This window comes from Helicobacter fennelliae (assembly GCF_900451005.1).
Taxonomy (GTDB): Bacteria; Campylobacterota; Campylobacteria; order Campylobacterales; family Helicobacteraceae; genus Helicobacter_B; species Helicobacter_B fennelliae.
In genome coordinates this window covers 1,731,588-1,755,240 of the sequence record NZ_UGIB01000001.1, presented here as the reverse complement: position 1 = coordinate 1,755,240, position 23,653 = coordinate 1,731,588, and the positions used below count along the sequence as shown (strand labels likewise).

The following is a 23,653-nucleotide window of genomic DNA, read 5'->3' as shown; positions in this document are numbered from 1 at the left end:
ATAAGAAGTGTTAGAACAAGCCTTAAATATTTCCACTCCATCGGTGGCATTAAACACAAATCAAGCCCCTCAAAAATCTAGCCAAAACACCAAAAAAGATGTGCCAGATTTTCAGACAATCCTTGCAAACTCTCTTAATAGCGACAATAAACAGGCACCAAATCCAAACGCTCTGCCCAAATCAAAAACAAAAGCAGAATCTAAAAATAATCCATTGCAATCCCAAAAAACACTAAATCCTAAAAATATCACAGATTTAGGGCAAACACTCTCTTCAAATAGCACCAATCACACAGCCAAAACACTAGAAGATAAAGCCTTATCTTCTGCGCTAAATTCCGCGCCCAAGCAGAATCTAGCTCCAAATAGCACGCACCAAAAAAATACACTTAGTAATGCCGCAAGTATTGCATTGCAAAACCAACCACAGCAAAGCCAACGTAGCGCAGATTTGGATTTAAATAGCGGTGCAGGCGATATAGGCACAGGCGATATGGACTTGTCAAAATCTCTCCAAAAACAAGATTCTCAAAAACGAGATCTCAATGAAATGGCAAAAGTACAGCCCAAACCCTCATCGCTTGCAATCGCACAAGGCAAAACTACCCAACCTCAAGCATTAAATTCAAAAGAATCAAATGTTGATGACAAAAGCCACGCAAAAGATTCTCAAAGCTTGCAACCAAACGCGCTAGATTCTGCAAATGCCATTGCCTCGCCACTCAATCCACTTAATGTGGCTTCTGCTAAAGATTCTCATCAGGCATCTCAAGCATTTGCAGAATCTAGCGAGCCTCACACTTTGGGTAGCACCGCAAATCTTGCCAATAATTTGGCAAATCATTCCACTCCATCACAAGCAAAAACTACTGCAAGTCTCAAAACACCGCTTGATACATCAAATCCACAAAGTTATACACTCAATGATGTCGCCAAAAAAGCTAATGATTTAAATCTCAATCCAAGCAATATAAAATTTGACAAAGAAGCGGGCGATGATGAGTTCAAAAACTCCATTCAAAATCGAGCAAATCACTTAGCAAGGACACCGCAAGGTGAGCAAAGTGATGTGAAGCATTTTTTTGACAAGCAAGATGAGCAGACTTTGCGCCCGTTATTTTATATGCTTGAGGGTATGAATGCCAAGCTTGCTGCAAATCGTCGCAAAACAAACAACCAAAACAAAATAGAATACGCCATTGAGGGAAAAAGCGAGCGCATTGCGATTATCCATAGAGGAAGGGAGTTACCAAAAAATATCGTGGATTCTCAACTCAAAAACAATAAGCAAGATAGGGTATTTGAGCAAATCCAAAAAGATCTTTTAGCCGGCAAATCGCTTGATCTTGAGCAAATCCAAAAAGATCTAGAATCTGCCCAGAATCTAGATTCTGCCTCGCAGCCCACCCTAAAAATCGCTTCACAGCAAGCAAAGCCACTTGGCGCAACTCTTGCTTCAGAATCGCTCACTCAAGCACTTTATGCCACAAAAGCAATGCCCCAACAGCAAGATAAAGATCCAAACAAAAGGCAAAAAGATAAAAAATCACAAAAGATTCCGCTTAAAGCAACACAGCAAAATAGCCAAACTCCAAAAGAGTCAAGCATAGATTCTGCATCGCCTGCTTCTCAAACGCCCCAAGCACCCAAAGAGCAAGCAGCGCAATCCTCACAATCAGAATTAGCGCAGAATCTTGAAAATGAATTTATCTTAGAGAAAGCCAAAATGCCAAAAGAAATCGAAGCAAAAGCAGAATCTAAATCTCAAGAAAAGCCCCAAGCCACTGCCTCACATACCACAAATGCGACAATGGCAAAAAACGACTCAAGAGCTTCTCTCAATCCAAAAGAGACGATACATTCATTTGTGAGTCAATTTGAGCAAGAAGTCAAAAAATTCAAACCGCCAATGAGTCGCATTTCTCTTGAGCTTTCACCAAAAGAAATAGGCAATATCGAGCTTACAATTACTCAACAAGGCAAAAATATCCATATTAATGTCATCTCAAATCCGCAAGCTCTCAATTTGTTTGCTAATAATCAAGTCGATCTTAGACAAGGGCTTATTAATGCGGGATTTGAGGGAGTGAATCTAAGCTTTTCATCAAATGCGGGTGGAAATGGCGGAAATAGTGGCGGAAAAGGCAGAGGGCAACACCAAGAATCAAGCCAAAACCCACTCAATGAATACGAAGAGGCACACAATGCGCCAACATATAGTGCAATGGAAATTACAATTCCACAATACGCATAATACGCATAATACGCATAATACGCATAAAAGGATAAAAGGATAAAAGGATAAAAGGATAAAAAATGGCACTTGATTTAGCGAAAGTTACCGGAGCGGATAAGGCAGCAGAAGCCAAAAAACAAAAAGAAGCCGCACCAAAAATAGCCAATGGAATGGATAAAGATGCGTTTATGAAGCTTTTTTTGGAGCAGTTAAAAAACCAAGATCCAACCGCACCAATGGAAACAGACAAAATCATCACGCAAACAGCTCAGCTCACGCAAGTTGAAATGCAAGAAGAAAACAAAAAAGCGATGAAAGAAATGGTAGATTCTATGAAGGTGATGCAAGAAAGCAATGAGGAATTCAAAAACTTTCAAACCAATCTCAAAGAGACTATGGATAAGCTCACAGAAGGGATTGATTTTAGCACACAAGCCACAGAGCAAATGTCGCAATCTTCGGCTTTTCAAAGTATCTCTATGGTAGGCAAAATCGCTGAAACTGATGTGAGCGGGATTAATTATGCAGGCGAGGGCAGAGCGACTTTTGCGCTGTATTTTGACAGACCTATTGATGTAAGCAAGGGCAATGCTGTGGTGCAGATTTTTGATTCTGATAAGCAGCTCATTAGGACACTCTCGCTCAAAGATAAGGCAAATCAATCAGGATATTTGGATTTTTCGTGGGACGGAAAAGATGAGCGTGGAGAGCAAATGCCAAGTGGATCGTATTCTGTCATGGCAGAATATAATCTTGACCCAGCGACAAATCAATATCTCACAACTCGCGTAGGAAGAGGTGAGATCCAAAGTGTGCTTTTTGATAAAGGCAAGCCAATGATTCGTATGGGAGAGTTGATTTTGCCTCTTTCAGCGGCTTTGGAATTTTATGAGAAAGAATCCAAAGATTCTGCCCCGCATCATGTAAATTAAGGCACAAATGAATGCAATCAAATGCAATCAATGATAATTAAGGTCAAACAATGAATGATACGATTTTAAATTCTTATAGCGGTATCAAAACTCATCAATTTGGGTTAGATTCTGTGGCAAACAACATCGCCAATGTCAATACAAATGGCTTCAAAGAGAACATTCCAGAATTTAAAAATCTTTTTTCAGCCCAGCTTGATCATATAAATTCAAACTCAATCACAAACAACGATCGCTCCTATGGTGCGACTGCGGCAAGCAATGCGATTTCGACAAAAAATGGAAATTATCACCCAAGTGATGGTAACTTTGATGTCGCTTATATGGGAAAAGGTTGGTTTATTGTAGGACCAAAGCAAGATGGGAATTTCACAATCAATGAAGATGGCTATACTGAAAATCAGCAAACTTTTTTCACACGCAATGGCGGTTTCAATCGAGATGCAGACGGGTATTTGGTAACTTCGGGTGGATATTATGTCTATGGTGTCAATCTCAATAAAATCAAAAATGGCATATTTAATTCTGCAAATGAAGAATCTGATTTATCGCTTTTGCCAAGCGGATCTATGCAGCCATTGCAGATTCCACAAGAGTTGAAGTTTCACCCTGTTTTGACTACAAATGTCAATCTCGCGCTCAATCTCAATGCAAAATCAAACTTCAAAATGGCTCAAGAATTTCTCGCTCCAAATGGGCAGATAGATTCTGCTCGTATGTCTGCGCAAGATGTCGCTTCTTTTTCAGATGATGATGGCAATGCGTTTGATCCACGAGCATTTCGAGATATTATCATCACGATCAAAAAAGGCGAGCAAGAGCAAACCTATCGCTTTAGCTATGGCAATGGTGGCGCAAGTGCCAATGAATTTCGCACTATGGGGGATTTGATGGGGTTATTCCAACAAAGTGGCTTGTCTGTAAATCCGACTTTTGGCGCGCGCGGGAATCTTGCATTAGGCATCAGCAATCAAACATCAGATGAGTTAAAAGTAACCATAGGTGGCTCTCTCTCAAGTCGAATGGGGATCAATACTTCAGAAGTGCCACTCGCCCCACAAGAGCAAATCCAATCCAAAGATCTCAAAATCGCTACATATTCAAGCGCAGTGGATATTTATGATGAAGATGGCAAAAAGTTTTTACTTAAGAGTGAATATTATCTTGTAGATTCTGGTGATCCAAGAGCTACTCCGCCAATCAATCAAAAATGGATCGTGCAAAGTGGAATATATGATTATAGCGGCGCGTTTATGGTGAGCAAATCACTTGTAGATCACACGCTTGAATTTGATGAAAATGGGAATCCAATCGCACAGCCTATTGAAATCGACTTCAAAGAAGGAAAAATCTCTTATTCAATAGCAAAGAGTGATAAATATGCCTCAAGAAATCTTCCTTATGAGGATTCTAAGCTTTTAGAGATGAGCCAAGATGGCAAGGCTGAAGGGGATTTGCAAGATATACGAATTGATGAAAATGGCATTATATTTCTTGCATTTAGCAATGGCGTAAGCGAGCCTATGGGGCGGATAGGGGTTGTTGCATTTGTCAATGATCAAGGACTCAAAAAAAATGGTGATAATGTGTATTCGATGCAGACAAGCAATCTCAATGGGCAAGATAGGATTCTAAGTGGAAATCCGATTCTAGGCTGGAATGAAGAGGGGAATCTCAAATTTGGGCAAATCAAGCATAAGTATTTAGAGACAAGTAATGTTGATGTCGGTAATGCGCTGACAAATCTTATCCTCTTTCAAAGAGGCTACTCGATGAATGCAAAAGCATTTAGCACAGGCGATGATCTTGTCAAAGAAGCAATTGCGCTTAAAAAATAAACTTTATGAAAGTGGTTTGGTTGTTATGGTCAAGCTTGGATTTTAGATTCTGGAATCTAAAATAGATTCTGGTTTGATTCTCTGGATTGCAAAGCTATCGCTAGAATGAGAGATGACATAGAATCTCAAATTGTAATGTTTGATTTTTGCGGACAATAAAAACAATAAATAGATTTTGATTTCAAAATGATGAGATAAACTAATTAGACTTGGAATCACTAGGGTTTAAGACGATGATTGATATAGATTCTGTGCAAAAAGCTTAAAATAATCCAAACTTTAAAACCCCTTTCCAGATACCTACGGCACAAGCTACAATCAGAGGCTCTGCTGTGTTCCCACCCTGAAGCATTATCCAAAAATAACTTTGCATAGGTCTAAAAAGGAGCGAGAGCATTATATCTTTTGGGCACTTAAAATTGGCTTTTATCAAATCTTTATCAAAAATGTGTTTAAATCTCACAAAACCAAAATAAAAAATCGAGAAAAAATGAAAATTGCTATCGTGTGCGAGTCTGAGCTACTCCAAAAAAGTCTAGAGATATATCTCAAAGAATACCTCTCATCATTGAGTGATTGTGATTTTGTGATTTCGGATTATAATGCATCTGATCTAAAGCCACTCTGCCTAGTTGGAAATGGGCAAAATGCGCATATCAAAAAGCCATTTACGCAACTTAGCCTACTCAAAGATATTTACGATTTTTATGAGACATTTTTTCTCACATCAGATTCAAAGCTACAAGGACTCTCCAAGCAAGATATTTTTGTATATCAGCAAATAAGCGCGCTTGTAGAATGCACGTTCAATGAATTTAACCAAAAACTCTATGAAATCCTCAAGCTCAAAAACAACATACAAAATGACGCATAATACACACAAAACAACCCCTAAAACAACCCTGCACAATACACGCTCTAATCACAAAAAGCACTCTGCTTTGAAAAAAATTACAAAAAAACACCAAAAATCGCAAAAATCAAATCAATCGCGCTCATCACAGATTTTGCAAAAATCTCAATCGCATTCATCAAGAAAATCACAAAAATCGCGCCACATTCCTGTGATAAATATGCCAAAACATCTGCGTGTTATCGGCGGAAAGTTTAGGGGACTCAAGCTTTTTGCGCCCCTTGAAAACATAGAATCTCACACAGAATCTAGTTTGGAATCTAGCCTAAAATCCAACACAAAATCAAATCTGGATTCTAACTTGGAATCTAATTTAGATTCTGCCTCAAGCTTTGTGTCTGCTTCATCGCACTCTTTAGCACACTCTTCATTGTGTCATTCTGCATATCTCACCAAATCCCAAACGCGCCCCACAAAATCCATACTCAAAGAATCACTTTTTAATACGCTTGGAAGTGCGGTTATAGACTGCTATTTTATCGAAGGGTTTAGCGGAAGCGGAAGTGTCGGCATAGAAGCAATTAGTCGCGGGGCAAAAAGGGCAGTGTTTTTTGAAAAAGACAAAAGAGCCATAGAGCTTTTGAAGCAGAATCTAGAGCTATTGTCAAAATATAGTCATACAGAAATGACAGAAATGTATGCAGAAATTTTTGTCGGCAATAGCTTCATAGAGCTTCCAAAATTCTTACGCACACTCCAAAATCCAAGCCTGCTGTATCTTGACCCGCCATTTTCAATCCGCCAAAATTATGCCGATATTTATGAAAATTGTGCTAACCTTATACGCACAATAGATACTCCATTTGTGCGAGAGATTATCATAGAGCATTATAGCTCTTATCATTTTTCGACACAGATTGGAATGTTTTTGCAGACAAAAACCAGAAAATTTGGAAAGAGTAGTTTAAGTTATTTTACACAAGGAGAACAACATGGCTGAAGAAGAAAAAGACGAGCAGCAAGAATCTAAAAAAGGCAATAAAAGTTTATTATTTATCATTATTGGCGTTGTGGTTGCATTAATCATTATCGGTGTAGTTGTGATTATGCTTTTAGGCGGAGGAAGTGAGGAAGAAAGCCCAAAAGATCATGGCACACAAAGTGCGACGAACAAAAAAGCTCCTCTTAGCAGTGATGCGGTTTCTTTGATGAATGTCGGTCCTATTTATCCTCTTGCCGAGCCATTTATCATCAATCTAGCAAGTCAAGGGCGAGATTATTATATGCAGATTTCAATCAGCCTAGCACTTGATAGCGAGAAGCTTCAGCCAGAAATTGAGAAAAAACTCGATATTATCAGAAATGTCATTATTGATGTGTTTTCCACCAAAACTCCAGAGGATATGAAAACTCCCAAAGGACGAAACAAAGCAGTTGATGAAATACGCGACAGAATCAATGAATTTTTAGTCGATGGTAATGTAACGCAAGTGATTTACTCAAATGTCATAATCCAACAAGGCTAAACTTGGTTGGGATAGACATCACAAGTATCGAGCGAATTGATCGGATATTTAGACAATATGGAATGGATTTTTTGGAGCATTTTTTAAGCGCACAAGAAATCAAGATTCTAGAATCTAAAAATCTCAATGTCGCGAGTATGGCTGGATTTTGGGCTGCGAAAGAAGCGTGCTCAAAAGCCTTAGGTGTCGGTATAGGAAAAGATCTAAGCTTTCTAGACATCATCATCTCATACACTCCCAAAAAAGCCCCACTTATCACACTCACACAGCATAAGCTTGAAAAATTCCATATCAATAATCTTGCATTAAGTATTAGTCATGATGGCGGATTTGCAATCGCAATTGTGATCGCTTCATTTGTGTAAGGATTACAGCGATTTTGGAGTTTTGTTTTGGGTTGTTTATTTTTGGCTTTATTTGGATTCTGCGCTAGATTCTATGAATGTATTTATCCAAAGATTTTGCAAACAAGAATCTAAAATATAGCTAAATTATAGAATCTATTTTCTAGATTCTATGGCAAGCCTTAGAATGACAAAAGAATGACAAAGCGGATTGATAAGAAAATCTTGCAACAAAACCCATCTTAAGACTTTAGCAGTAATTTTTGATACAATCTCATTACAAAAGCCAAAATCTGTAATAAGACATTTAAAGGAAATTGATTGAAAAAAGCACACACAACATCACAGCGTAAAATCTCACGATACAAAATCCTCGCGCAAATCTCAAAAAGCATTCCTCGCTCTATTTTGTTTGCATTTGGTGTGATGATATGGAGTGTGAGTAGCGTTTATGCTGATACAAAGCCTTTGACACAGACTTTTGCGCAGTCCTTAGAGAGCCATACAATACGCGCAAATCAAACTCAAGAATGCAAAGAATCTACAACCCAAATGCAAAAAATACCCGCTTGGCGCAATGGCTACAAGCTCACTTCTGAAGCGATTTTGTATAGTGCGCTAGATGAGCGCTGCAAGCTAGATTCTAGCACATCTTATAATCTCAAGCAAGGTGTCATCACATTAGCACAAGGCGATCGCATTGAGGCGCTAGCAGAGAATGGGGAGTTTTTGTATATCAAAGCCCAGATGCAAGGTAGCGCGCCATTATTTGGCTATATCTACAAGCAAAATGCCATACTTAGTGTGGTTAATCTTGATTTTTATATCACATTTATGTGTATGGTCGGAGTGCTTATAGTCGGGCGATACATCATCTCAAAGAGTCGATTTTTGCGCGATTATAACATTCCTGAGCCAGTGATTGGCGGGATTGTTGTCGCAGTGCTGATTTTGTGTATTTATCAGTTTGGGCATATAGAATTTAAATTTGACTCATCATTGCGCGATCCGCTTATGCTTGCGTTTTTTTCATCGATTGGGTTAAGTGCGGATTTTGCCTCGTTGCGTAAGGGTGGCAAAATGTTTTGTGTGTTTTTGGTCGCGGTGGTGGGTTTGCTTGCATTGCAAAATATCATCGGGGTAAGCGTAGCATCGGCTATGGGCGTTAATCCACTCATCGGTATGCTTGGAGGCTCTATCACGATGAGTGGCGGGCATGGCACAGGTGCAGCATGGGCGGAGGCATTTAGAAACAAATATCATCTTAATGCTACATTGGAAGTGGCTATGGCGTGCGCGACTTTTGGATTGATTATGGGCGGGATTATCGGCGGACCTGTGGCGCGATTTCTCATTAAGCATTATAAGCTCAAAACCCCGGGTATAAAGCAAGATAGCACTACGGGCGAGATGTTTGAAATGCCAGCAAAAGAGCGACTTATCACGCCTATAAGCTTTGTAGAATCTTTGGCGTTGATTGCGCTATGTCTGCTGTTTGGTAATCTTTTGAGTGATTGGGCGAAGTTAATGTTACCGACGTTTAATCTGCCTACTTTTGTGTATTGTCTTTTTGTGGGGGTGCTTTTGCGTAATGTGCTATCAGCCCTTCGGATTCATCAGGTGTTTGATAGGGAAATGTCTGTGTTAGGTAATGTCTCACTCTCGCTATTCCTTGCGTTTGCGATGATGACGCTTAATCTATGGGAGCTTGTGGCATTGGCATTGCCTATTGTTATGATTTTGGGCGCGCAAGTGGTAGTTATGGTGGTGTATGCGATATGTATCACTTTTAGATTCTGTGGGAAGGATTATGATGCGGCGGTTTTGGCTGCTGGGCATTGTGGGTTTGGCTTAGGGGCGACTCCTACGGCTATGGTTAATATGCAGGCAGTAACTTCGCATTATGGATTGAGCCATACGGCTTTTATTATCGTGCCTTTGGTTGGGGCATTTTTCTTGGATTTGATAAATGCGCTTGTGATACAGGGCTCATTGTGGATTCTGTCGTTGTTTTGATATTTTTCTTGTTTTATTGATTTTTTTTTTTTTTTTTCTAGAATGTGGGATTTAAAAAGGAGAAAATATGCAAAAAGAACAAGAAAATTTTTATTTGAATGAAGATTTTGAGAGTTTAGAAAATGAGCTAGAGATTCTCTCAAAAGAGCAGGTTTTGAGGATAGAAATCAACGAGGGGTTAGAAATCGCATTGCAAGATTTGCAGAATCTAAAAGATAAGATTCCACAAGAGCAGACACAAGGACTATTTGAACAATGCACCAAAAGCGCAATGGATGCTGTAACTGGGCATTTTGGTTTTGCTGCTGTGGTGCTTGGCTCTCAGGATGGGGGAAATGTCAATACCACACATAATGCAAGAGCTGGTATATACGCAAGCGATAAAGAAAGAAATGCTTATGAAAATAGAGAAAAATATGATTCAAGGTTATATCACGGGGAAACATCTTATAAAAAAGTAAATAAGCAACAAAGTGAGCTTAAGAAAAAAGGCGAGCTTACAGATTATATGACAGGAAAAAAGATTAGTCCAAATGAAGAAACAGCTTTAGATCATATAGTTGCTGCTAAAACTGTACATGATGATAGAGGCAGGGTTCTAGCTGAAGCTGATGGTGCAAAGCTTGTTAATACAGAATCAAATTTAAAAATGACAGATAGAAGACTAAATTCTATGAAACAAGATAAAAGTGCTATTGAATTTTTAGGGTATAGAGACAACAGACAAAAGGAGCTAGAGAGAAATTTAGCTAAAAGAGGTTATCTCACAGAAAGTGAGCTAAATGAGCAAAAAAAGCTTGATAAGCAAATGGAAATCTTAGATGATGATTTCGTAAAAACCTATGAAAAAGAAAAGAAAAGGATAGACAAGGAAATAGATAAGGCTTATTATATAAGCACAAAGCCTTATAAAGAAGTTTTGCTTACAGGTGCAAAAGATTCAGTAAAAATGGCAGTTTATTCTGCTTTTGGGGTAGTGCTTAAAGATTTTATTACAGCGATGATGCAGGAGCTAAAAATTACCTACAAAGAATTTGGCAATGAAAGCCTAAAGGAAATTTTTACTCGATTCAAAGATAGGCTTGTAGCAGTATGGGAGGATATAAAGGCTAAGTGGAAAGATATTTTTTCGGGCTCCATAGAGGCCGGGCTACAAGCCTTTTTCTCAAATTTGGTTGTCTTTATCATCAACACTATTTTTACCACACTAAAAAAACTTGTGCAAATTATCCGTGCTGGTTTTACTTCATTATGGAGTGCGGTTAAAGCTTTGTGTGATAAAGACACTCCAAAAGAAGATAGGGTTTATGCTGCAGCTCAAATTTTTGTAACAGGCATGATTGCATCTGTGAGTATGCTAGCAAGTGAAACCATAAAGACTTGGTTGCTTGCAATCCCGGGATTAAATGCTGTGCTAAGTTTGCCTATACCTTTTACAGGAGAAAGCATAGCAGAAGCTTTGTCGCTTTGTATAAGTGCAGCTGGTGGAGCTGTGCTTAGCACGATAGCGCTTTATTATATGGATAAGCTACGCAATCAGGGCAAAATAGCAAATATGCAAGTGCAAATGGTGGCACAAAGTGGCGTTGTAGTGGAATACCAAGTGGCACGAAGCTATTTTAGTGTGCTTGATGGTTTTAGATTCTTAAGTTTTGCAATAGAAGATAGTATGCGAGTGATTCAAAAAACGCAAGAAAGAATCAACCTTAGCAATCAAAAAGCAGAAGATTCTCTTAATGATTTAGATGGCTACGCAAAGCCTTAGAGCATTGTTACCAAATAAAAAATAAGGAGTAATCAATGGAAAACACAAAAACAAACCTAGATCATATAGTCTCAGCAAAAAGCATATCAACTGGCAATTGCAGCCTAGACGAGCAGATAGAAAGAATGACTAAGGAAATGTCTATGGTAGCAGGAGATCCGCAAGCGCTTCAAAAGGCGGTAAAATCGCATATAGTTGAGATTTTTAGCATGATAGAGCAGCAGACAAGAAGGATAGAAAAAGCCCAAAGTTTTGCGCAAGAAGCAAATAATATCTCACAAAAAGATACTTGGGTTAATTGGTTAAAACAAAGAGTTCCAGGTGGTATTTTAGGGATAAACATAGAAAAAGAAAGAGCAATCCTTATGGGCAAGGGGCTTGTAGCTACAAACGAAGCAGTAGCAGAAACAAACAAGCTTATCCAAAGGCTTGTTGTGTTTATCTGCGGCCAAATAGAATACGCAAGACTTATGGCAACAACTATGGCAGGAATACTTACCAAAGGCTTTGAAGATAAAGATGGACACATAATAAGACTAAGCGAACATGCAAAAGAAGTTACACAGATACTTATACAACAAGCGCAAGATTACATTCAAAAAGAGACAATCTATGAGGAAAGGCAAAAAAATCAAGAAAAAGATATAGAAGAAAACAGATTTCTTATTGAAGAAAATACAGAGAAACTTAACAAGATTTTTTCAGTGCTTGATGATAAAAGCAATATAGATGAAAGACAAGAGCAAAGACTTGATAGTATTCAGGAAGCTTTGGAGAGAAAAAGAGAGGTAGATTCCAAGCAGGAAGAACAGATTCAAAAAAATACTCAAGATATAGCAGAGCTTCAAAAAACAAAAGGCTCAAATAAGTTAGTATATACATCTCTATTAGCGCACTTGTGCTATCTGTGGTAAGTATAGCATTGCAATTTATCCGCTAAATATTTAAATTTAAAACAAATTTTACTTTCCATTCTTTGCTTTAATGTATAAAAGGCAAAGAGTGTGTGGCATAAATATGTGTAAATGTAGGTTTTGCTTTTATAGCTGCAAAAGAAATTAATATAATACCCGAAAGCATTTTTTTTGTATCTAAGATATATTTTTTGGTTTTGTGTATTCTCTTTTATGTTTGAAGTTTTGGAATCTAGATTCCCAAGAGGTCTTTCAGAAGCAAAGTGTAAAAACAATATAAAATTATGGTGTCAAGGGGGAGACTTGAACTCCCGACCTCCGGCTTATGAGACCAGCGCTCTAAACCAGCTGAGCTACCCTGACCCTTAAAAAGCGATAATTATAAGCCAAAAAACATTAAAAGTCAATACAACCTAGCTCAAAAGATTGACTTCTTTCGCGCCATTATATATGGCTTTGTATTGCTCGATGAAGTTTTGATGTCTGCCAAAGGCTTTGTTGGTTTTTGTGTATGGATTTTTGGGCTTTTTGTCATGCTGTCCTTGATAAAATTCTGTGAGCGAATATAGCGATTGTGCTGCCATGATTTTCTCGCCCTCACTCATTCCAGCAGTCGCCCTCTGAAATGTCGCATACTCCGTATCACTCATCATCTCCAAAATCATCAACCCATAGGTTTGGCGGTTTTTTGGCTTATCGTTGTCATTTTGTGTTTTTTGGGTTTGGGTAGAGTCCTCCTTTTCCTCCTTGTCTTTGATGCGTTGTGCGTTATGCGTGGGGGTTAGTTTTGTCGTGTCTTTGGGCGTTTGCTTTGGGGTTTGACTCTGCTTGTCATTCCCCAATGGCTGATGAATCGATGGCTGTGAAAAGGTAGAATCTATACGCAAAATAAGGCTCCAAGTTTTCACAAATGAAGCAAAAATAAATCCACTTTTTATATTTTGTATGGATTTTGTCATTTGTGATTTTAGTTTTTTGATTTTTGGATTTGCCCCTTTTGTGTATTATTTTGCGATTTGTGCTAGGTATTCTCTCGCTTTGGCGCGATCTGGGGCTCTGCATGAAAGGTGCGTGTAGATTGAAAGCTCATTACTTAGCCCAAAGAGCGACTTTTTTACCGAGCCAAAAAAGTGCTCGCACACCTCGATAATTTCTTGCTGTGTATTGACATGCTCGTAATTCATAATGACATCATAATTGAGTTTGTATTTCAGTCTAAATTCAATGCCGGTTGTGAGTTTATAAGCTAGCGTCCAAAGAAGTCGCCCTTGACTTGGGATAGAAACAGAGAAGATTCCATCATCTTTTAATAGCAAACAGGCGTGTGCAACGACCTTTGGCAAATCAGTGATATGCTCTAATGCCGCACAGGAGATGATTCTATCATATAATAGCGCATCATCTAGCGCATTATCTATTGTATCCCCCCCCCCATTACAAGCTATTTCAGCTATATCGTTATAAATAGTATGCACTGATTTGAGGTGTGGGGAGTTTGCATAGAGCGCGGAAAATGGCTCGATGATATCATAATGGTTCAAATCGCGCTCGTAGGGAATCTGGTTTAGCGTGCCTGCACCGATTTCTAGCGTTTTATGCCCACTTAGCCCTAATGTGTCGTCGGCGACTTTTTTGTGCAGCCAAGATTCTAGCTTTTGAGCAAGTCCGCTTGCAGCACCTTCGCCATTTCTATTGCTTTTGTAATGCTCCTCATAGATCGCTTGATATGCGCTAGGTAGGGGTTTTCGCGTTTTTGGAAATCGTGTTAAAATTTCATTCATTATATACTCCTTTTGTTTCTCAAAAATATTCGCAAAAATTATAGCAGAATCTAATTTTGCTTTTTGTAGCCTAAATCTACAATTTTTTAGCTTGTAATTTACACTTCGCAAATTTGCTTTATGCTCCATTTGATAGTTTTGCCTGCATGAAATGGAATAATTACGTCTTCTTTACTATCTTTACTATCGATAGATTCTGGGATTGTTTGGGGAGATTTGGTGAGGGTGATTTGCTTTTGTCGAAGCGGTGGAAGCCATTGTGAAAGGCAGTAATTACGCATGGCATTATCGCTTACAAAGGCTTGGAGATTTGAAAGTGCATTATGCGTCTCAAAGAGTTCTGTAAGCTGCTCAAGCAAGCAAGGCGCGCTAAAGATTCCTGCAGCTCCATTGCGTTTAGATTCTAGTGTGTGTGGCGCAGAATCCGACCCAAAGCTTACTTTTGGATCAGCACTTAGTGCTAGCTCAAGGAGTTTTTGTTTGTCTGTTGGGGTTTTTAGGGTTGGCTTGCAGAAATGATGAGGCTCAAGCTTGCCCCCTACGACACTATCAAGATCAAGCGTGATGTGATGAAGTGTGAGCGTGGCGTAGATATTTTTAAATTCTCTCAAAAGCGGGATTGAGCGATGATCGCTCATATGCTCGATGATGATTTTGAGATGTGGAAAAGCATGCGCTAAAGAGGCAAATATCTCTCCAAATTCATACTCGCGATCAAGCATAAAGCCATTGCTCTCGCCATGTATGGAGAGGATCATTCCTAAATCTTGCGCGATAGAGCAGATTTCTAGGGTTTTTTTGGAGAGGATTTGGCTTACACCTTTTTCACTTCCTGTTGTCGCGCCTTTTGGGTAGAGCTTGAGGATTCTCAATCCAGAATCTACGCATTGCTGAAGCTCTGCAAAGCTAAGATCTTCATGAAAATACAAAGGACAAATCGGAAAAAAGCAATCATCTATGCTTTGAATGCGACGCATATAGGATTTTGCCAAAGCTACTGAAGTGATTGGCGGATTGAGATTTGGCATAACCACGCCAGCTACAAAGCTTTTTGTCGTGTATGGTGCTACAACTTCAAGCATTGCATGATCTCGAAAATGGATATGCATATCAAGCGGATTTGTGAGTGTGATTTGCATTGGAGCTCCTTAGCGATAAATGAGTCTGTATGTGATATGAAATCTTATCAAAGTTTTTTGATGTGGTCGTGGATAATCCTTAAAAGCGATTTCAATAGTTTTGAGTGAATTTTTGTCAAGCAGGACAAATCCAGAATTTTTGATAAGCTTCAAATCCTCAATATCGCCATTTGGTAGCAGATAAAATTCAATAGCATTCTCGCCAGATTGCCTTAGGTAGCCTGCTGTTTGTGGGTATTCTAAGTAGCTTTGTGTGATTCTAGCGATTTCTCTTAGATTTGATGCAACAAAGTCTTTTTGCGCATCACCCAAATCGCCCCATTCATCGCCATATAGTTCATCTATATCGCGGATTGTTTGAGGATCCATACCTTTGTCTTTTTGGATATTTTGAGCTTGGGCGTATTGCTGATTGTTTGGTGTAAAAAATTTAAGATTTTTATGATCGATTTGTGTGTTTTGCGATGTATTTGGAAGAGATTGGCTTGGCAAAGGGGTTTTACCACTGCTTTGTGGAGTGGGCTTTGTTGGTGGATTCTCTTTTGGTTGAGATTGTGTCGCTAGAGGTGGGGTTGGTATGGTTTGAGAAGTGTTTGGCTTGGCAAGAGAGGGTTTTTTGGCTCCGGGTGTGTTAGCAGATGGATCAAGACTTCGTCCTCTTTTGAGGACAAGCAGATTCTCTGCATTGATTTTGTGGAGTTTTGGGGTTTTGTGCTTGATGTAGTCATACAAAAAATACAGCCCAAAAAACACGATACTATGCAAAATAAGCGAAAGAAGAAGAGAGAGCAAAAAACGTTTGTTTGAGTATGTATCTCTCTTTAGATATGCGCTCATGGGCTAGATTCTATTTTTTTGTGGAATTTTTAGTAAGCGAGTTCCAAAAGTCATCATTAAAGGTATTCTCATCGCCGATTGTTTGGGAGCTTTGAGAATCTTTCTTACCTTTAGCATTGAAAGCTTTTTCTCTAGGGATTTTGTCAATCAGCATATTGTTTTTTTCGCCAATCAAAACCATATAAAAAAAATCACGCGTTTCAAAAATCACGATTTTGTTTTTGGAATCAACTTGACTTTGGGAAGCTATTTTTATCGTGCCATTGAGGTGGGTGGATTTTTTGAGCCAATAGCGTACAAAAAGCAAAACAATAATCACGCCAATGCCAATTGCAACGTAATATATGAAGTTTTTGTCTAAAAGTGTTTGGAGGCTTTGGTTTGAAAAAAGAGAATCTGAAGTGGATTCTGTGGCAGAATCTAAGGCTGCAGAATCTATGGAGGTAGAAGTTGTGGAGGCTGTGGAAGTGGAAGATGTGGGGGTTGAAATGCTAGGAGTGGATTTATTTTGGCGGGCTTGCTCTTCTGGTGAAAAAACATCTTGAATTGGCGTTGGTTTGAGGGTTGTTGATGATTTAAGGAGGGTGTTAAGCTGCTCATCTGCTGCAAAAAAACTCAAACGAATCGTGTTTTTATCTTTGGAAATACTAGGCTTGAGATAATAATGCTTTTTGGGAGTGATTTCAAGATAGATATTGTTATTTTTAGGGATAATTTGAATCGCAAGAATGGGTGAGGATTCTTGAAATTTGGTATTCCATATTTTTGAAATCGTAAGATTTGAAATCATGGTGAGTTTTTTGTTTTGGATACTTGCAGTGCCGATTTCGCCCTTAAACTCAGAATCTAGCATCAAAAGCAGATCAAGCCTTTGGCTAGAGAAGTAATTAATCTTTATGTCTTTTATAGCAGTGCCAAAAACGTTACAAACAAAAATCGCGACTATACAAAAAGGCTTAAATATAAACATACCGCACTCTAGTCATATGAATTTGTCCGAGCGATGCAATACACAATAGCATTAGAATCTAAAATTTCATTAAGCCGAATCGCAAGTGATCGCTCATAAACCATAACCTCGCCTTTGCCTATAATTCTGTCATTGACAAACACATCAATGCTTTCGCCCGCGGGCTTTTGCAAATCAATAATCGAGCCTTTTTCAAATTTGAGTATCTCAATAAGCGGAATCTTTGTAGAGCCAAGCTCTGCTGTAAAAATAACGCCCATATCAAGCAATCCACCATAATTTTTCATCATATCTTCAAGATATGTCGCTAGCTCAATTTCATGTGCTGTGTGAGCTTTTTGCTTATCAAGGATAGGATTTTCGTTGTCAGCCATATTTATGCCTTATAGTTTCTCATAAAAATACTACAATGCCCTTTGCTTTGTAGCCTAAAGTGGATTCCCTCATCATAATCAGTGATGTTTTTGATACCCAAAAAATTAGGCGTAGAGATATTGAAAGTTTTGTTTTTTTGCTGGGCGATGACTTTTGCATGTCCGACCGTGAGGTTTGAGAGCTCTTTTGCCATATCTTCAAGTGCTGGTTCTGTGGGGTTTTCATCAGATAAGAAATATTTACACATAATTCTTAGAAAACTTTTATTAAACACTAAATACACGATTTTTTCACCAATCATTTCAATAGAAACCAAATATCCTCTCTTCACCGGGATAATAGAATCTTGCGGATTTAGCCCTATGGAGTCTTTAATCACTTTAAAAAAACTCTCTTTGATGATGTCCATTGTTATTAACCTTGACTTAAAATAAAGTAAATATCTAATTATAAACCTATTTTCTTTATGCTGGTTTAAAATTTGAGCGAGTTATGCAAAAATCTTTCACAAAACATTCTTGACATTGAGGCTTGATAGCTTTGCAAACATAGCGTCCAAACAAAACAAATCCTTGATGAAGCACTGAAAGATTGTCTTTAAAAAGTGCGCTTAGATCTTTTTCTGTCTCAAGCGCGCTTTTTGCTACACTTAGCCCAAGTCTATGTGAGACGCGGAAAACATGTGTATCAACCGCCATAAAATTTGCTTCAAAATATTCAATTAGCACGACATTAGCAGTTTTTTGCCCAACACCTGCTAGAGTTTTTAGCTCATCTCGATTTGTGGGGATCTCACCGCCAAAATCATTCACCACTTGCTGTGCCATTTTAATAAGATTGTGCGCTTTGTTATTAAAAAACGACACACTTTTTATGAGTTCTTTTACATCGTTTATATCGGCTTTGGCAAGTTCTTTTGGGCTTTTGTATTTTGCAAAAAGCGCAGGGGTTACGATATTGACTCTTTTATCGGTGCATTGGGCTGAAAGTATCACACATACAAGAAGCTCGTATATATTGTGATAAATGAGCTCAGTTTTGGCATTATGATAGTGTTGCAAAAATAACGCTTTGATTTGATTTGCTTTAAGCTGTTGTTTTACTCGTGGTTGCTTTATTTGTGGCTGCTTTTGATTGTGTTTGGGCATAGTTTTTCTACCACATTGATGAGTTTGGCTTCGTTTTTGCGCAGTGCGATTTGTGAGCAATTAATTTGGATAGAGTAGGTGAGGTTTTTAAGCGATGTATAAAGGAGTGTAAAATCCGCGCCTTTTGTGATTCCCATAGATATAAATCGCTCGCGCAATGATTCATTTGGTATCGCGATAGAAGCGATTGTGTAGCGGTGATTTTTTTTGCACTTATCAAGTGTGATAAGTGCTGTGTTTTTTGTGTTTGGTGTTTGCATACTAGAATTCTTACATTATTTTATTTGATCGTTTTGAGTTCATAAGTATCAAGCAGCAAGAAAAGTTTGTCATCATCTAAGAGATTAAATTCTTCTAGTGTTATACTTTTGGAGTTTTTGGTGGCTTTGAGCTCAAAGCCTATTTTGTCGTTTTTGTCTGTGAGTAAAAATTGCGCCACATCATCAAGCACAGATTCTAGGGCTTGTTTGTTGTTGGTGAGTTTTGGGGAGAGAAATGCCTTTACAAATGAAATACCTTCCAAAATCTCGCTACTAAAGCCATATTTGTTTTTGTTTTTTTCTTTGTATGGTTGCCACTCTTCTAAATATGTCTGAAGCAAGACATCACGCAAGGTTTTAGATTCTAGTGTGATGCGGAGTTTTTTGAGTTTGAATTTTGTCTGAGAGAGCTGTTGGCTAAATTGCGAAATTATGGAATATTGTAATGCTAGCTCATCGCAATCCTTGCTATCGCAGTCTTCATGATATTCATCATATTTGTTATCTGTGTCATAAGGGGCTTCTTCAAGAAAGGCTTCTTCAAAATATTTATTTGCGACAAGTAGAGCAAGGACATTGCTAATATTTTGGATTAGTGTTTTGTCCTTAATCTCAATATTATTTGCCTCAAACTCATATTCGATTTTAAGTTTGGAGTCATCAGGCGATTGTATTTGAAGCTCTTCTTGTGTAGCAATTGTTGCTTTGTGTTGTTTGTATTGTTGCTCATAGTGGATAGATTCCGGTAGGAGGTTTTGCCATTGTGTAGGTAGCATATCTATAAACTCTTGTTTGTAATTGATCTTTGCTTTAGTTTTGGCTCGTATGTGATTTTTAAGTGCTTTGACATTGAGTTCAAAATGCCTTAGCCAGACTTCTTTGAATTGTATACTGTCTGCTTTGCATGTAAAAAACAGATCGTTTCCTTTGCACTGAATCGTGTTTTTTGGATCTGCATCTTTTGGCACAAGGGCATTAAAATAATTTTGAAGTGCGTCTTTGAGGCTTGTTTGGTCTGATGTTTTGAGTTTTGTATCTTTTGTGGTTTGGGTGCTTTGGGCTGATAGATTCTGCAATGAAGCACCACAGATAAGCAACGCGCCTATTAGGCAGATATTCTTGATAGATTTGTATATGATTTTTGATTTTGTGGCGATGTGCTGAGTCATTTATATTCCTTTGTGATTTTGCTTGAATTGATTTTGATTGTCCTTTTTAAGTTTAAAATTATATACTACACTCTCTTAAAAAATCTTAAAAGTAGACATTATGCTAGACATCACAAATCACACAAATTGCGATATAGATTCTACTTTGTTAGAAAAAATCGCCAAAAAACTAACACCAAAAGACATTGAGCTTGTGTTTGTCGAGGATACTCAAATACAGCAAATTAATGCTGAATTTTTGGGGAAGGATTATCCAACTGATGTGCTAAGCTTTCCGCTAGAATCTTTCGGCACAAATGAGATTCCGCTAGGAAGCATTATCATAAACACGCAAAAAGCACAGGAAGTAAGCCAGAATCTAGGGCATAGTTTGGATTCTGAAATCGTGCTGTTGTTTATCCATGGGCTTTTGCATTTGCTAGGATTTGATCATGAGCGCGATAGTGGCGAGCATAGGGCAAAAGAGCAAGAGATTGCTATGGCATTTGGATTGCCAGAAACACTCATCGTGCGTAATACTTAAAGATTAGATTCTATGCCAACTAAACCCTACTAAACCCTAGAATCTAGCAGTGTTGCAAAGTCGTGCCTGTTAGCACATCATGCAAAAATCTATGCTTTGGCATAAAAAGTGGGCTTATGAGTCCTACCAAAAAGCATGCGCCAATCGCCCATATAACAAACCTCACAAATGCCCTGATAAATCCAACTTTTTTGCCATTTGTCTGAATGAGCGCGAGATTGACATATTTGAGTCCTGGCGTTTGCGTAAAAAGTGCGATAAAAGTCGCATACAAGATTCCATATACAAGAAAGCATAAAAAAATAGCAACTTGATTGTCTCTGAAGCTTTGCGCTCCATCTAAAATCACATAAGTGGTGATGTAGAGTATAGGCGTATAGATCATAAACAAATCAGTCAAAAATGCCTTAAGCCTTTGGGTGAGATGGATTTGAGCGCAAATGCGTTGTAATGTCTGCCTAGAATCTTGACTAGCGGATCGAGGAGATGCAGAATGAAGAGATGAGGATTTGGCTTGTTTGATTTTCCTCCAGCGCGTGTTTTTTGTGTGCTTCATATTACTTTGTGAGATTTATGTGAATAATTATGAATTGCCTCTTGAGCCGGGCTTGATAGCTTTTGAGTTGTTTTGCTTACACATCGGGCATTCATTGGGCTGATACATTGCAAATATAAAATCCTCCAGCGCAAATAATGGAATATCATCAGGCAAGCGACATTCAGGCTTTTTGTGGGTATTTGAGCCAACTCTTTTGCAATACCCACGATTTGCAAGCCCCGCATACGCGACCACAACGCCACCCAAAAACTCTACACATCGCGCAGATTCTAGTGCTGAACCGCCGGTGGTGATAATATCTTCGCATACAAGGATTTTTTCATTGCTTTGGACTTCAAATCCCCTTCGTAATTGCATTTCGCTATCAACTCTTTCAGTAAATATAAATCGCACACCAAGCGCGCGCGCAAGCTCATATCCAGCTAAGATTCCGCCTAATGCAGGGGAGCAAACACACTCAACCTCAATCTTAGCAGCCTTAATTTGCTCAGCTAGTGCTTTGGCGAGAATCTCTGCATTTTTTGGATTCTCAAGCACGCGCGCGGATTGGAGGTATCTGTCTGAATGATTGCCACTACTAAGCAAAAAATGCCCTTGCAATAACGCCCTAGAATCTTCATAGATTTTTTGAATATCAAGTGTCTTTGTCATACTTTCATCACTTCATCTTCTTTGTTTTTGACCATTTCATCGATTTTTTTGACAAATTCATCAGTGAGTTTTTGGATATCATCTTGAGCTTTTTTGCTTATATCTTCAGTGATTTCTCTGTCTTTTTCAAGCTTTTTGATGTGGTTATTAGAATCTTGTCTGATATTGCGGATAGCAACTTTGGCTTTTTCGCCCATGGCTTTTGTTTCTTTGGCGATTTCTTTGCGCTGGTCTTGTGTCATAGGCGGAAAAAATAGTTTGACGCATTCGCTGTCTGAATTTGGATTTACCCCGATGTTTGCTTCAGCAATCGCTCTTTCTATGTCTTTAAGTAGAGATTTTTCCCAAGGAGTGATGACTATTGTCGTAGCATCTTGCGCGATCACAGAGCCGACTTGATTAAGCGGGGTAGGCGAGTCATAATAGCTAATGCGGATATTATCAAGAATATTTACAGAGACTTTGCCACTTCGCAAAGTGCTAAAATCTCGCTTCAAAGATTCTATACTTTTATCCATGTGTGTGCGTGTATTGTGTAGGATTTCTTGTGTCATTTTTTGTCCTTTGCTATTGGAGCTGTATTTTGCTGGGTGGTGTTTTGTGTATTTTGAAGTGTGTTTTGGTTTTGCATTGGCTTGAGTGTTGTATTAAGCGGTGTTTGCGGGTTTAGAGATTGATTGAGCATGTTTGATTCATTTAGTGTTTGGTTATCAAATACGCTTTTTTGCTGCTGTGAATTAAACTGATAGCCCAAAAATATTGTATTTACCAGAAATAAAAATCCTAAGATCATTGTGGCTTTTGCCAAAAATCCAGCAGGACCTTTCGCCCCAAATAACGACTCATTACTTCCGCTATATACGCCAAGCCCCATATTTGAGGATTTTTGCAAAAGCACAACCCCTACAATCATAATTGCCAAAATAATTTCAATAACAACAAAAAGCGTATTCATCTGTGTAACTCCAAAATTTTTGATTTTAAGTGCGTGATTTTATCATATTTTTTCTTTGATAATCTTTACTTCAGGCTCTAACCAAATCCCAAAAAGCGTGAAAACTTTTTGCTGAGCCAAAGCGATAAGCTCCACTGCTTCATCAAAGCTTCCATCACCAAGATTGACTAAGAAGTTTGCATGCTCTTGGCTTAAAGCGACATTACCATACACAAACCCTCTTAATCCAGCTTCTTCAAGCAATTTTCCAGCATAATGATTTGGCGGGTTTTTGAAGCAACTTCCACAGCTCGGAAGCTTTGGGTGGGTGCGACGCATAGCATTAAATTCTGCGATGAGATGGTGGCGGAAGCCTTTGATTTTGCGCACGCGTATCGCGCTAATGATTCCTTGTATATTGCTATTGCGATAGCTAAGCTTTATATCATCTCTCCATTTTCCATTGACACACGCACTTAGCATAATGTCTTTGATTTCATATTGCTTCATACCGGTATTCATTTTGGTAAGCCCGCCAGCACTTCCGGGAAGGGCTTTTAAAAACTCTAATCCAAACAAATCATTTTCTTTAAAAAATCGATATATTTTGCCACTTGGAGTCATCGCACCAATCTCAATGCAGTCCTCACAATCATATATATAATCAAATGTTTTATCTAGCATTACAAGATTGCTAGCTTTTGGTGAGACAAGGAGATTATAAGCATGTCCGATAATGCTAAATGAATGTATAGAATCTAATGTCAAATCTAGATTCTGCGCGCTAAAATCGTGTGTTTGAAGGATCATCACTTCGTTTTTTCCTCCGATTTTGAGTGAGGAATATGTAGCAAAATCAATCGTTTTAGAGAGCATTGAGGAG

At 38.5% G+C, this 23,653-nt stretch carries 26 protein-coding genes, 1 tRNA gene and 1 other RNA gene; 11 read left to right on the top strand and 17 right to left on the bottom strand.

Annotation, left to right across the window (positions count from 1 at the left end; genetic code table 11):
• Positions 1-7 precede the first annotated feature (7 nt).
• The 3 genes from fliK (at position 8) to DY109_RS08695 (ending at position 5,006) form a co-directional block, all read left to right on the top strand.
• Entirely contained in the window at positions 8-2,254 is a 2,247-nt protein-coding gene (gene fliK / locus DY109_RS08705; RefSeq protein WP_023948410.1) for a flagellar hook-length control protein FliK, read from the top strand.
• 62 nt (positions 2,255-2,316) lie between these two features.
• Complete coding sequence (gene flgD, locus DY109_RS08700; RefSeq protein ID WP_112058774.1) at positions 2,317-3,168, top strand: flagellar hook assembly protein FlgD; 852 nt, start codon at positions 2,317-2,319, stop codon at positions 3,166-3,168.
• A 50-nt stretch (positions 3,169-3,218) separates the two neighbouring features.
• Positions 3,219-5,006, top strand: coding sequence for a flagellar hook-basal body complex protein (locus DY109_RS08695; protein ID WP_023948407.1), 1,788 nt, complete (start codon positions 3,219-3,221; stop codon positions 5,004-5,006).
• 286 nt (positions 5,007-5,292) lie between these two features.
• Here the strand turns inward: DY109_RS08695 and ffs are convergent.
• Positions 5,293-5,390, bottom strand: an RNA gene (ffs, locus tag DY109_RS08690) — signal recognition particle sRNA small type.
• 106 nt (positions 5,391-5,496) lie between these two features.
• Here ffs and DY109_RS11185 point away from each other — a divergent pair.
• The 7 genes from DY109_RS11185 (at position 5,497) to DY109_RS08660 (ending at position 12,424) form a co-directional block, all read left to right on the top strand.
• The gene (locus DY109_RS11185; protein WP_146739941.1) at positions 5,497-5,880 is read left to right on the top strand and encodes a hypothetical protein; all 384 of its coding nucleotides are present in this window, start codon (positions 5,497-5,499) and stop codon (positions 5,878-5,880) included.
• Positions 5,816-6,859 carry an RsmD family RNA methyltransferase gene (locus tag DY109_RS08685; protein WP_081714904.1) on the top strand — a complete coding sequence of 348 codons (1,044 nt, stop codon included), beginning with the start codon at positions 5,816-5,818 and terminating at the stop codon, positions 6,857-6,859. The genes DY109_RS11185 and DY109_RS08685 overlap by 65 nt, the downstream gene beginning before the upstream one ends.
• Positions 6,852-7,385 (top strand): flagellar basal body-associated FliL family protein, encoded by a 534-nt coding sequence (locus DY109_RS08680; protein ID WP_023948400.1) that lies wholly within the window; start codon positions 6,852-6,854, stop codon positions 7,383-7,385. Before DY109_RS08685 ends, DY109_RS08680 begins: the two co-directional genes overlap by 8 nt.
• 2 nt (positions 7,386-7,387) lie before the next feature.
• Positions 7,388-7,750, top strand: a complete 363-nt coding sequence (gene acpS, locus DY109_RS08675) for a holo-ACP synthase (RefSeq protein ID WP_023948398.1) — start codon at positions 7,388-7,390, stop codon at positions 7,748-7,750.
• A gap of 756 nt (positions 7,751-8,506) precedes the next feature.
• Positions 8,507-9,745: a sodium/glutamate symporter gene (gltS, locus tag DY109_RS08670; protein ID WP_235148585.1), complete on the top strand. Its 1,239-nt coding sequence runs from the start codon at positions 8,507-8,509 to the stop codon at positions 9,743-9,745.
• A 67-nt stretch (positions 9,746-9,812) separates the two neighbouring features.
• Positions 9,813-11,510 (top strand): hypothetical protein, encoded by a 1,698-nt coding sequence (locus DY109_RS12120; RefSeq protein ID WP_023948393.1) that lies wholly within the window; start codon positions 9,813-9,815, stop codon positions 11,508-11,510.
• A 35-nt stretch (positions 11,511-11,545) separates the two neighbouring features.
• On the top strand, positions 11,546-12,424 hold the full coding sequence (locus DY109_RS08660) for a hypothetical protein (RefSeq protein WP_034549808.1): 879 nt from the start codon (positions 11,546-11,548) through the stop codon (positions 12,422-12,424).
• Positions 12,425-12,709: 285 nt separating this feature from the next.
• Here the strand turns inward: DY109_RS08660 and DY109_RS08655 are convergent.
• The 11 genes from DY109_RS08655 to DY109_RS08600 all read right to left on the bottom strand — a co-directional run bounded on the left by DY109_RS08655 (position 12,710) and on the right by DY109_RS08600 (position 20,103).
• Positions 12,710-12,787, bottom strand: a tRNA-Met gene (locus DY109_RS08655).
• A 50-nt stretch (positions 12,788-12,837) separates the two neighbouring features.
• Positions 12,838-13,383, bottom strand: a complete 546-nt coding sequence (locus tag DY109_RS08650; RefSeq protein WP_023948389.1) for an HP1233 family protein — start codon at positions 13,381-13,383, stop codon at positions 12,838-12,840.
• A 45-nt stretch (positions 13,384-13,428) separates the two neighbouring features.
• The gene (locus DY109_RS12115; protein WP_023948387.1) at positions 13,429-14,205 is read right to left on the bottom strand and encodes a class I SAM-dependent methyltransferase; all 777 of its coding nucleotides are present in this window, start codon (positions 14,203-14,205) and stop codon (positions 13,429-13,431) included.
• Between the two features lie 98 nt (positions 14,206-14,303).
• The gene (pyrC, locus tag DY109_RS08635) at positions 14,304-15,344 is read right to left on the bottom strand and encodes a dihydroorotase (protein ID WP_023948385.1); all 1,041 of its coding nucleotides are present in this window, start codon (positions 15,342-15,344) and stop codon (positions 14,304-14,306) included.
• 9 nt (positions 15,345-15,353) lie between these two features.
• On the bottom strand, positions 15,354-16,181 hold the full coding sequence (locus DY109_RS08630) for an energy transducer TonB (RefSeq protein ID WP_023948383.1): 828 nt from the start codon (positions 16,179-16,181) through the stop codon (positions 15,354-15,356).
• 10 nt (positions 16,182-16,191) lie between these two features.
• Positions 16,192-17,151 carry a hypothetical protein gene (locus tag DY109_RS08625; protein WP_023948381.1) on the bottom strand — a complete coding sequence of 320 codons (960 nt, stop codon included), beginning with the start codon at positions 17,149-17,151 and terminating at the stop codon, positions 16,192-16,194.
• Positions 17,152-17,159: 8 nt separating this feature from the next.
• Complete coding sequence (gene fliN / locus DY109_RS08620; protein WP_023948379.1) at positions 17,160-17,525, bottom strand: flagellar motor switch protein FliN; 366 nt, start codon at positions 17,523-17,525, stop codon at positions 17,160-17,162.
• Between the two features lie 2 nt (positions 17,526-17,527).
• Positions 17,528-17,935, bottom strand: a complete 408-nt coding sequence (locus DY109_RS08615) for a chemotaxis protein CheX (protein WP_023948377.1) — start codon at positions 17,933-17,935, stop codon at positions 17,528-17,530.
• A gap of 55 nt (positions 17,936-17,990) precedes the next feature.
• A complete protein-coding gene (gene nth / locus DY109_RS08610; protein WP_023948376.1) occupies positions 17,991-18,674 on the bottom strand; it encodes an endonuclease III in 684 nt (227 codons plus the stop codon).
• Positions 18,641-18,934: a FeoA family protein gene (locus DY109_RS08605; RefSeq protein ID WP_023948375.1), complete on the bottom strand. Its 294-nt coding sequence runs from the start codon at positions 18,932-18,934 to the stop codon at positions 18,641-18,643. Before DY109_RS08605 ends, nth begins: the two co-directional genes overlap by 34 nt.
• 20 nt (positions 18,935-18,954) lie before the next feature.
• Positions 18,955-20,103: a hypothetical protein gene (locus DY109_RS08600; protein ID WP_023948374.1), complete on the bottom strand. Its 1,149-nt coding sequence runs from the start codon at positions 20,101-20,103 to the stop codon at positions 18,955-18,957.
• 100 nt (positions 20,104-20,203) lie between these two features.
• On the opposite strand from DY109_RS08600, the gene ybeY reads away from it, so the two are divergent.
• Complete coding sequence (ybeY, locus tag DY109_RS08595) at positions 20,204-20,626, top strand: rRNA maturation RNase YbeY (protein WP_023948373.1); 423 nt, start codon at positions 20,204-20,206, stop codon at positions 20,624-20,626.
• A gap of 43 nt (positions 20,627-20,669) precedes the next feature.
• Here the strand turns inward: ybeY and DY109_RS08590 are convergent, their stop codons facing one another.
• The 5 genes from DY109_RS08590 to DY109_RS08570 are packed head-to-tail and all read right to left on the bottom strand — an operon-like array spanning position 20,670 to position 23,646.
• Positions 20,670-21,182: an RDD family protein gene (locus DY109_RS08590; protein ID WP_023948372.1), complete on the bottom strand. Its 513-nt coding sequence runs from the start codon at positions 21,180-21,182 to the stop codon at positions 20,670-20,672.
• Between the two features lie 27 nt (positions 21,183-21,209).
• Positions 21,210-21,836 carry an orotate phosphoribosyltransferase gene (gene pyrE / locus DY109_RS08585; RefSeq protein WP_023948370.1) on the bottom strand — a complete coding sequence of 209 codons (627 nt, stop codon included), beginning with the start codon at positions 21,834-21,836 and terminating at the stop codon, positions 21,210-21,212.
• Complete coding sequence (gene frr / locus DY109_RS08580) at positions 21,833-22,390, bottom strand: ribosome recycling factor (protein WP_023948368.1); 558 nt, start codon at positions 22,388-22,390, stop codon at positions 21,833-21,835. Before frr ends, pyrE begins: the two co-directional genes overlap by 4 nt.
• On the bottom strand, positions 22,387-22,791 hold the full coding sequence (gene secG / locus DY109_RS08575) for a preprotein translocase subunit SecG (protein WP_023948367.1): 405 nt from the start codon (positions 22,789-22,791) through the stop codon (positions 22,387-22,389). The genes frr and secG overlap by 4 nt, the downstream gene beginning before the upstream one ends.
• A 42-nt stretch (positions 22,792-22,833) precedes the next feature.
• Entirely contained in the window at positions 22,834-23,646 is an 813-nt protein-coding gene (locus DY109_RS08570; protein ID WP_023948366.1) for a UDP-N-acetylmuramate dehydrogenase, read from the bottom strand.
• Positions 23,647-23,653: the final 7 nt, after the last annotated feature.

Excerpts from the sequence above, each read along its gene's own strand:
- flgD (WP_112058774.1), top strand. The coding sequence starts at position 2,317 with ATGGCACTTGATTTAGCGAAAGTTACCGGAGCGGATAAGGCAGCAGAA.
- DY109_RS08695 (WP_023948407.1), top strand. The coding sequence starts at position 3,219 with ATGAATGATACGATTTTAAATTCTTATAGCGGTATCAAAACTCATCAA.
- DY109_RS11185 (WP_146739941.1), top strand. The coding sequence starts at position 5,497 with ATGAAAATTGCTATCGTGTGCGAGTCTGAGCTACTCCAAAAAAGTCTA.
- DY109_RS08685 (WP_081714904.1), top strand. The coding sequence starts at position 5,816 with ATGAATTTAACCAAAAACTCTATGAAATCCTCAAGCTCAAAAACAACA.
- DY109_RS08680 (WP_023948400.1), top strand. The coding sequence starts at position 6,852 with ATGGCTGAAGAAGAAAAAGACGAGCAGCAAGAATCTAAAAAAGGCAAT.
- DY109_RS12120 (WP_023948393.1), top strand. The coding sequence starts at position 9,813 with ATGCAAAAAGAACAAGAAAATTTTTATTTGAATGAAGATTTTGAGAGT.
- DY109_RS08660 (WP_034549808.1), top strand. The coding sequence starts at position 11,546 with ATGGAAAACACAAAAACAAACCTAGATCATATAGTCTCAGCAAAAAGC.
- DY109_RS08650 (WP_023948389.1), bottom strand. The coding sequence starts at position 13,383 with ATGACAAAATCCATACAAAATATAAAAAGTGGATTTATTTTTGCTTCA.
- DY109_RS12115 (WP_023948387.1), bottom strand. The coding sequence starts at position 14,205 with ATGAATGAAATTTTAACACGATTTCCAAAAACGCGAAAACCCCTACCT.
- pyrC (WP_023948385.1), bottom strand. The coding sequence starts at position 15,344 with ATGCAAATCACACTCACAAATCCGCTTGATATGCATATCCATTTTCGA.
- DY109_RS08630 (WP_023948383.1), bottom strand. The coding sequence starts at position 16,181 with ATGAGCGCATATCTAAAGAGAGATACATACTCAAACAAACGTTTTTTG.
- DY109_RS08625 (WP_023948381.1), bottom strand. The coding sequence starts at position 17,151 with ATGTTTATATTTAAGCCTTTTTGTATAGTCGCGATTTTTGTTTGTAAC.
- fliN (WP_023948379.1), bottom strand. The coding sequence starts at position 17,525 with ATGGCTGACAACGAAAATCCTATCCTTGATAAGCAAAAAGCTCACACA.
- DY109_RS08615 (WP_023948377.1), bottom strand. The coding sequence starts at position 17,935 with ATGGACATCATCAAAGAGAGTTTTTTTAAAGTGATTAAAGACTCCATA.
- nth (WP_023948376.1), bottom strand. The coding sequence starts at position 18,674 with ATGCCCAAACACAATCAAAAGCAGCCACAAATAAAGCAACCACGAGTA.
- DY109_RS08605 (WP_023948375.1), bottom strand. The coding sequence starts at position 18,934 with ATGCAAACACCAAACACAAAAAACACAGCACTTATCACACTTGATAAG.
- DY109_RS08600 (WP_023948374.1), bottom strand. The coding sequence starts at position 20,103 with ATGACTCAGCACATCGCCACAAAATCAAAAATCATATACAAATCTATC.
- ybeY (WP_023948373.1), top strand. The coding sequence starts at position 20,204 with ATGCTAGACATCACAAATCACACAAATTGCGATATAGATTCTACTTTG.
- DY109_RS08590 (WP_023948372.1), bottom strand. The coding sequence starts at position 21,182 with ATGAAGCACACAAAAAACACGCGCTGGAGGAAAATCAAACAAGCCAAA.
- pyrE (WP_023948370.1), bottom strand. The coding sequence starts at position 21,836 with ATGACAAAGACACTTGATATTCAAAAAATCTATGAAGATTCTAGGGCG.
- frr (WP_023948368.1), bottom strand. The coding sequence starts at position 22,390 with ATGACACAAGAAATCCTACACAATACACGCACACACATGGATAAAAGT.
- secG (WP_023948367.1), bottom strand. The coding sequence starts at position 22,791 with ATGAATACGCTTTTTGTTGTTATTGAAATTATTTTGGCAATTATGATT.
- DY109_RS08570 (WP_023948366.1), bottom strand. The coding sequence starts at position 23,646 with ATGCTCTCTAAAACGATTGATTTTGCTACATATTCCTCACTCAAAATC.